This window comes from Afifella pfennigii DSM 17143 (assembly GCF_000688515.1).
Lineage (GTDB): Bacteria > Pseudomonadota > Alphaproteobacteria > Rhizobiales > Afifellaceae > Afifella > Afifella pfennigii.
Window position 1 is genome coordinate 46538 of record NZ_JHZK01000026.1, and the last position, 8110, is coordinate 54647.

Consider the following 8110-nt stretch of genomic DNA (forward strand, 5'->3'; position numbering starts at 1 on the left):
GGCAGGGCCTCGTCGTCCGGCGGTGATCGTCCCGCTTCCCCGTTGCGGGAGGCGGGAAGCGCGATCCGGCCGCGCCGAATGCGATACTGCGACAGGGGCGGGATCGCCAGGACGGCTCACGCCGCTCTTAGCCTGGCGGCTGCGCGGCGATCAGCGCGCACGCTCCAGGCAAGAAGGCCGAGCGTCAGTGCCGCGCCAACAGCCGTCGCCACGGGAAGGCCCGGCCACAGGACGACGACGCCGGCGACGCCGGCGAGGAACCTGAGGGGCCATGGGAGCGGCGCCTCCATATGCCCGTCCATCGCCGCCCCGACCGCGTAGGAGCCGATCACCGCCTGGACGAAAACGAGGAGAACTTCCGGCGGCGAGCCATAGAGAAAGGGCGTGTAGGCGAACAGGATCGGCACGATATAGAGGCCCTTGGCGAGCTTCCAGGCCGTCAGCCCGGTCGCCATATGCGGCGTGCGCGCGATCGTCGCCGCGGCGAAGGCGGTGAGGCAGACCGGCGGCGTGACGTTGGAATCCTGCGACAGCCAGAAGATGATCATATGCGCCGACAGGAGCGCGGCAGTGACCAGGGCCGGATCGAGCGCCTGATCGTGAACGAGCCGCAAGACCTCCATCGGCGTCGCCGCGACGAAAGCGGCCGCCGCTTCCCGCCCCATCGGCTCGGCGAGCTTCGATAGCGCGTCGGGATCGGCGAGCATGAAGGGCGCGCGCGCCGCCTCCGGCAAGGTGCCGGTGGCGAGAAGATCGACCAGAAAGCCGTTCTGGATCATCCCCTGCAGAGCGGGGGCCGACAGCGTGGCAAGCACGATATAGGCGGCTGTCACCGGCAACCCCATGCCGAGCACCAGCGAGGCGAGGGCGATCAGCACCAGCGCGATGAGAAGATTGCCACCCGCCCATTCGGCGATCATCAAGGAGAAGGTATTGCCGATGCCGGTCATGGCGATGACGTTGACGATGAGGCCGACGGCGATGAGCAGCACCGCCGTCATGATCATGTTCTGGGCGCCGAGCGCCAGCGCCTCCAGGATCGCCCGCGGCCCCATCCGGTTCTTCGTCAGCCAGGAGGAGGCGACGACGGAAAGAATCGCCCAGCCGGCGGCATAGACCGGCGTGAAGCCCTGAATGAGGAGGGTAAGCAGGGTCGCGATGGGAATGAGAAAGGCCGGCCCGCCGGCCTTTAGCACCTGCCAGGCGCTCTTGCTCTCCTCGTCGACGCCGGTGATGTGATGCTTCTTCGCCTCGATGCGCACGAAGGAGGCGACGGTGAGGAAATAGGCGAGTGCCGGCAGCGTCGCCACGGCGACGATATCGAGATAGGGGATCTGGGTATTGGAGGCCATGACGAAGGCGCCCGCCCCCATGATCGGCGGCATCAGCTGCCCGCCGGTGGAGGAGGCCGCCTCCACCCCGGCGGCGAAGCGCGGCGGAAAGCCGGATTTCTTCATCAACGGGATGGTGATGACGCCGGTGGAGACGGTGTTGGCGACGGCCGAGCCTGAGATCGTGCCCGTTAATCCGGAAGAGAAGACGGCGACGAAGCCCGGCCCACCGATGAGCCGGCCGGCGAGAGCGCGGGCGAGATCGATGATGAAGTCGCCCGCCCCCGAGCGCACCAGGAAGGCGCCGAAGAGGATGAACATGAAGACGAAGGTCGCCGAAATGCGTCCGATCGTGCCGAACATGGCGTCGTCGCCGAAGATGGAGCGAAAGACGACGGTCTCCAGCGACAGTCCGGCGAAGCGGAAGACGCCCGGTATGTGCGCGCCGAGAAAGGACACATAGGCGAGCGCTAGCAAAATCAGTGCTGGGATGATCGGACCCGTGGTGCGCCGCGTCAGCTCCACGGCGCCGAAGATGGCGATGGCGGCCGCCGCCCAATGCTCCGGCGAGAGCCGCACGCCCTGCGCGTAGATGGCGTTTTCCGAACCGACGATGAAGATGGTCGCGCCCGCGATCACCGCCCCGATCGCCGCATCCAGCCAGAGCGGGGCGACGAAGCGGCCGATCTTCAAGGGATAGCGCAGGCAGCAGAGGAAGGCGAAGCCGGCGAAATGCAGGCCGACGAGCCAGAGCGTTGCGATGCGCCCGTCGATATTGGCCCAGATATGGAAGGCCGAAATGGCGATGCCGAGCGCTGCGAAGGCGCGGCCGGGCCAGCCGGCGAGGCTGCGGATATGCGCCTCGCTTTCGCCCTCCACGTCCCGGCCGAGCCCGACGGGGCTCGCCGCCGTCGCCGTGTCGAGGTCGCCCGGCTCCCGGCCCCTCGCCGCTTCGCCATCGGGGCACGGCTCGCTATTGCGGGTCTCGGCGCTCATCTTCGTGCCGCGTGTGAGCTGACGCGAGATCGCCCGGCACCCCGGCCGGTGGCGTCACCACCGGGGCCGAGAGGTCGCGCAGGCGCGTTGGCCATGCCCGCAAGCGAGGGCACGGCCACACTCACGATGCCGGGCCGCGCGAGCGCGCCTTGCCCGGCTATTGCATCGACATCTTCAGCCGGTCCGGGATGGTAATGCCCTGCTCTTCGTAGTAGCGGGCCGCCCCCGGATGCAGCGGCAAGGGCAGGCCGGCGATCGCCGCTTCCAGCTTCATGTTGTTGGTCGCCGGATGGATGCCTTGCAGGAAGGCCAGGTTTTCGTAGATCGTCTTGGTGATCTTGTAGATCGTCTCCTCCGGCACGTCATCGCGCACGGCGAGGAAGTTCGGCTGGCCGATCGTGTTGATGTCCTTCTCCTGGCCCGGATAGGTGCCGGCGGGGATGGTGAAGCGCGTCCACAACTCGCCGAAATCGCCGTTCGCCTGGCTCACCTGCTCGTCGGTGAAATCGAGCACAGTGATCTGATCGCCCATATTGGCGAAGGCCTGGGTGACGGCGCCCACCGGCGGGCCGGCCGGCGTCGACATCATCACGATCTGGCCGTTCTGCAGCGCCTCCGCGGCCGCGCTGTAGCCGGAATAGACAAGGTCGAAATCGTTCTCGATATCGTAGCCGAGATTGCCGAGAATGGTGCGGTTGGAGCCGAGCGTGCCGGAATTCTGCGCCCCGAGATTGACTGCCTCGCCCTTGGCGTTCTCCACATCGGAGACGTTGCCGCTATCCACCAGATCGTTCATGACCACGAAGTGCTCCACATTCGGCCAAAGCATGGTGATGGAGCGCAGCCCCTCCTGCGGTCCCTCGCTCTCCAGCGGGCCGGTGCCGTTCTTGGCATAGGCGCCGTAGAGCCCCTGCAGAATGGCGAACTGCACCTCGTTGTCGCGCAGAAGCTTGATGTTCTCGCCGGAGCCGGCGGAGTTGATCGCCGACATGCCGATCTTGTCCTTCGGCTGCAGCTTCACCTTCACCAAGGTCGCGAGCGCCACGCCGACCGGATAATAGGTGCCGCCGGTCGAAGCGGTGGCGAGAAGATAATTCTCTTCCTCCTGCGCCCGCGCCTCGCCAGGCGCAAGGAGATTGCCGGCCAAAGCGCCGACCGCCGCCAAAGCAACGAAGGAGCGTAGAAATACGCGTTTGGAGAGCATGCTGTTTCCTCCCGGCTTGAAGCCTTTTTGGTTCTTCACGAAATGAGAACTTATGGTGCAAGTCTTGGAAAGCAAAGCCTGCTTAAGCGGCATTGTCCTGCCGTCCTCGCCCTGTTTGTGCCGCACGGGCGATCTATGTTACCGAGCCTCGAACATCTGAGCGCCCAACACCCGAGCAAGAAGGCCGAGCCTTGAGACGCAAGCTTTTTGCCGCCGTCGCAGCATTCTTGTTGCTCGCGTCGATGAGCCTGGTGGGGACGCCGGCCCTTGCCGCCCAGCCTATCGCCTATAGCGGTCCCTATGTGCTTCTCGACGCCAAGACCGGCGATGTCTACGCCGATCAGGATGCTTTGCGGCCCTGGTATCCGGCCTCCACCACCAAGCTGATGACCGCCTGGGTGGTCTTCCGGGCGATAGAGGCGGGGGAGCTGACGCTGAAATCCCCGGTCATCATGAGCAAGACCGCCTATGGCGAGCCCTATGCCAGCCAGTTCTTCAAGCCCGGCCAGGTGCTGACGGTCGACAACGCGCTGAAAGTGATGCTGACGCGCTCGGCCAACGACATGGCCACGGCCATCGCCGAATCCGTCGGCGGGGGCTACGACGATTTCGTCCAGCGGATGAATATCGAGGCGCGCCGCCTGGGTATGAGCCGCACGCGCTTCGTCAACCCGCACGGCCTGCACGATCCGCGCCAGATAACGAGCGCCCGCGACCTTGCCCTTCTGACGCGGGCGATCATGACGCGATACCCGCGCTACAAGCACTATTTCGGCATTCCGGCGATCCAGGTCTCCGGCGCCACGCGGCGCAACACCAATCTGCTCATCGGCCGCTACCGCGGCGCCAGCGGCATGAAGACCGGCTATATCTGCGATTCCGGCTGGAACGTCGTCGCCACGGCCCGGCGCGGGGGGCGCGAGCTGATCGCCGTCGTGCTCGGCGCCAGAAACGCCATCGACCGCGCCGAGCAGGCCGCCATTCTCCTCGATGCGGGCTTTGAGCGCGGCACCGGCCTGTTTGCCGGCACGCGCGGCGATATCACCCGCATTTCCTCCGGCAGCGGCTATGCCGAGCCGGCGAATATGCGCCCGATCGTGTGCGGCGGCGGCAAGGCGAACAAGCAGGCTTCGCCGGAAAACCCGATCTACAAGTCGATCAAGGGCGGACCGATCCTCATCGACACCGGCGAGGGCTTCAAACCCTCGCATATCGGCGAGCGGCACGCCGGTCTGCAGCCGGTCGCGGTCGCCGCCGGCGGCGTGGCGGGCGAGGGAACGAAGGAGCTCGGCCGGCGCGTCGTCATCGCCAATATCGGTGTGTTGCCGCGCCCGCGTCCCACCGTCATTGAGCCTTTCTCGCCGCGACTGGCGACGGCCTTCGCGCCGCGAGAGGCCGCGCCGGAACCCATCGTCGATCCAGCTAGCCTGTTGAACGCGCCCTCGCGCCTGCCGCGTCCTCGCCCGCAGCCATAGGGGCCCGTAGCCATAGGGGTCGCCCGTGGGGCGCAAATGGCCGGCGAGTTCACGGCGGGCCATCGCACGGCGCGGCCCTCTCAGCCGGGTCGTCCGCCACCCTTCCTGATCTCGTAACGCACGAAGCCCTCCTCCTCGCTCTGGGCGATGAGGCTATGCCCGTGTTCGTTGCAAAAATGCGGAATGTCGATGCGCGCCATCGGGTCGCTCGCCAACACCGCCACGAGGGTGCCTTGCGGCAGGGGCGCCATGCGCTTTTGCGTCTTCAAGACGGGAAGAGGGCATTTCAGCCCGCGCACATCGACGATCAGCCAGTCCTGCGGCGATGGCATGCGCTCTTCAGACACCTTTTCTGCGCCGGGCAACGGCGGCGTAATGGCTTCCACTTTGCCTTCTCCTATGCGAGACAAAAGGCAAGAAGCAAGATGGTCGTGGCCTGCGAAGGGCTACGGGGGAGACGCATGGGGATTTTCGAAAGGATCGCCAGCGAAGCCGCCTATCTACGCGGCGCGCTTCGCACTCTGAAGAAGGTGACGGCGGCAGCCAAGAACAAGAACCGCACCTTTCCTGACATTGCCGACGAGCTGGCCGAGCGCTTTGGGGACCGGCCGGCCCTCATCTCCGAACAGGAGCGCTGGACCTACCGCGAGTACAACGAGCGGGCGAACCAATATGCCCGCTGGGCGCTCGCCAATGGCGTCAAGAAGGGCGATTGCGTCGCCCTGATGATGCCCAACCGTCCTGATTACATGGCGGCCTGGCTCGGCATCGCCCGCGCCGGCGGCGTCACAGCCTGCCTCAACACCAATCTGCGCGGCGCCGTGCTCGCCAATTGCGTCAACATCGTGGAGCCCAAGCACGTCATCGTCGACGCCGCGCTCGCCGACGCCTTCCATACGGCCGAGCGGCACCTCAACCCCGGTCCGCAAAACTGGGCCTTCGACGGCGCGGTGGAGAACTGGCAGCGCCTGGACACGGCGCTGGCGACGATGGATGGCGGCAACCTCGCCGACAGCGAGAAGCCGAGCCTCACCACCGCCGACCGCTGCCTGTTCATTTACACCTCCGGCACGACCGGCATGCCCAAGGCGGCGAACATCAACCATTACCGCGTGCTCGCCATCTCGCTCGGCTTTCACGGCGCCATGAACATGACGCCTGAGGACCGCATCTATGTGTGCCTGCCGCTCTATCACACGACCGGCTCTTGCGTGGCCTCGGCGGCGGCGCTGACGGCTGGCGCCAGCGTCGTCATCCGCGAGAAGTTCTCCGCCAGCCAGTTCTGGGACGACGTCGTCGATTTCGAATGCACCATCTTCCAGTATATCGGCGAGCTCTGCCGCTATCTCGTCAACAGCCCGACGCATCCCAAGGAGACGCGCCATAAGCTGCGGCTGGCCTGCGGCAACGGCCTGCGCCCCGATATCTGGGAGGATTTCAGGACCCGCTTCCGTATCCCCAAGATCCTGGAATGGTACGCCTCCACGGAGGGCAACGCCGTCTTCTTCAATTTCGACGGCAAGGTCGGCTCCGTCGGACGCATCCCCAAATGGGCCGAGCGGCGCTTCGTCACCGAGGTGGTGCGCTTCGACTACGAGCACGAGGAGCCGATGCGCGGCCCGGACGGCTACGCCATCAAATGCGGGCCGGGCGAGGTCGGCGAGGTGATCTCGCGCATCCTCGACGATCCGAACCGGCCGAGCCAACGCTTCGAGGGCTATGCCGATCCGGTGGCGACGGAAAAGAAGATTTTGCGCGACGTCTTCGAGAAGGACGATATGTGGTTCCGCACCGGCGACCTGATGAAGAAGGACGCGCACGGCTATTTCTATTTCATCGACCGCATCGGCGACACTTACCGTTGGAAAGGCGAGAACGTCGCCACCTCTGAGGTCTCCGAGGCGCTCACCGTCTATCCCGGCGTCAAGGAGGCGAACGTCTTCGGCGTCGCCATCCCCGGCACGGAAGGGCGCGCCGGCATGGTGGCGCTGGTGGTGGAGGACGATTTCGATCTCGCCGGCTTCCACAACCATGTCAGCCGGCAATTGCCGCGCTATGCCCGGCCGATCTTCCTGCGCGTGCAGCAGGCGCTTGACATCACCGGCACCTTCAAGCAGCGCAAGGTGGATCTGGTGCGCGAGGGCTTCGATCCGGATCAGATCCACGATCCGCTCTACGTCCTGCATCCCGACAAGGAAGCCTATGTGCCGCTCGACCAAGGCCTCTACGAGGCGATTGTCAGCGGTCAGATGCGTTTCTGAGCTTGTGAGAGACCGTTGACCGACACCAACGCAACGCCGGCTTCGTCGACCGGCCCCGCCGATATTCTCGCCTTCTGGCTTGAGGCGGGACCGGAAAAATGGTTCGCTGCAGATTCCAGCTTCGACGCAAGGATAGGCGAGCGCTTCGCCGACCTGCACAAGGCGGCCGCCGCCGGCGAGCTCGACCATTGGGCCGACACCCCGGAGGGAGCGCTGGCGCTTGTCCTCGTTCTCGACCAGTTTTCCCGCAATCTTCATCGCGGCACACCGGAGGCTTTCGCCGAGGATGGCAAGGCGCTTCTTCTCGCCGAGGCGGCGCTGGCACGCGGCCATGACGCAAGGGTCGATCCTCAGCTGAGGAAATTCTTCGCCATGCCCTTCATGCACGCCGAAAGCCTTGCCGCGCAGGATCGCTGCGTCGCGCTCGCCCACGCGCTCGGCGATGGCGACGCGACACTGCCCTACGCCCTCGACCACCGCGACATCATCCGCCGCTTCGCCCGCTTCCCGCATCGCAACGCCATCCTCGGCCGCGTCTCCAGCGCCGCCGAAAAGCGCTATCTCGACGGCGGCGGATTTTCCGGCTGAGGGCCGGGCAATGCTTGCGCCGACCTTGACGACCTGCCTCGCAGCGGGGCCGAGGCGGTCATGGCCGGGTCAGGCCCACGGCTGTCCGGTTTAATTTTGTGGACTGAGCGCACGGTGTTGATTCTACTCGTGTTCAGACGTTTGGCGCGTCTTCCGGACACGAGGGAGCAACACCGTGCGGCACCACAATAGCGTTTTCCACGACGTCTTGAAGCATGTTCCCTGGGGCGTGTTCGAACGGCTTGTGGACAAGCA

At 65.6% G+C, this 8110-nt stretch carries 6 protein-coding genes; 3 read left to right on the top strand and 3 right to left on the bottom strand.

What is annotated here, in order from left to right; translation table 11 throughout:
- Positions 1–116: 116 nt before the first annotated feature.
- On the bottom strand, positions 117–2327 hold the full coding sequence (locus Q331_RS0115595; RefSeq protein ID WP_084175096.1) for a TRAP transporter permease: 2211 nt from the start codon (positions 2325–2327) through the stop codon (positions 117–119).
- A gap of 157 nt (positions 2328–2484) precedes the next feature.
- Positions 2485–3531 (bottom strand): TAXI family TRAP transporter solute-binding subunit, encoded by a 1047-nt coding sequence (locus tag Q331_RS0115600; RefSeq protein ID WP_026381440.1) that lies wholly within the window; start codon positions 3529–3531, stop codon positions 2485–2487.
- 191 nt (positions 3532–3722) lie between these two features.
- On the opposite strand from Q331_RS0115600, the gene Q331_RS23210 reads away from it, so the two are divergent.
- Complete coding sequence (locus Q331_RS23210) at positions 3723–5006, top strand: D-alanyl-D-alanine carboxypeptidase family protein (RefSeq protein WP_051631238.1); 1284 nt, start codon at positions 3723–3725, stop codon at positions 5004–5006.
- 80 nt (positions 5007–5086) lie between these two features.
- Here Q331_RS23210 and Q331_RS0115610 read toward each other — a convergent pair whose 3' ends face one another.
- Positions 5087–5338: a sulfurtransferase TusA family protein gene (locus Q331_RS0115610; protein ID WP_026381441.1), complete on the bottom strand. Its 252-nt coding sequence runs from the start codon at positions 5336–5338 to the stop codon at positions 5087–5089.
- A 129-nt stretch (positions 5339–5467) separates the two neighbouring features.
- On the opposite strand from Q331_RS0115610, the gene Q331_RS0115615 reads away from it, so the two are divergent.
- Positions 5468–7267, top strand: a complete 1800-nt coding sequence (locus Q331_RS0115615) for a long-chain-acyl-CoA synthetase (protein WP_034492613.1) — start codon at positions 5468–5470, stop codon at positions 7265–7267.
- Between the two features lie 15 nt (positions 7268–7282).
- Entirely contained in the window at positions 7283–7855 is a 573-nt protein-coding gene (locus Q331_RS0115620) for a DUF924 family protein (RefSeq protein ID WP_051631239.1), read from the top strand.
- The last annotated feature ends 255 nt before the right edge of the window (positions 7856–8110 follow it).

What these genes read in the sequence shown, in the direction of transcription:
- Q331_RS0115595 (WP_084175096.1), bottom strand. Translation starts at nt 2,327, where the DNA reads ATGAGCGCCGAGACCCGCAATAGCGAGCCGTGCCCCGATGGCGAAGCG.
- Q331_RS0115615 (WP_034492613.1), top strand. Translation starts at nt 5,468, where the DNA reads ATGGGGATTTTCGAAAGGATCGCCAGCGAAGCCGCCTATCTACGCGGC.
- Q331_RS0115600 (WP_026381440.1), bottom strand. Translation starts at nt 3,531, where the DNA reads ATGCTCTCCAAACGCGTATTTCTACGCTCCTTCGTTGCTTTGGCGGCG.
- Q331_RS0115610 (WP_026381441.1), bottom strand. Translation starts at nt 5,338, where the DNA reads ATGCCATCGCCGCAGGACTGGCTGATCGTCGATGTGCGCGGGCTGAAA.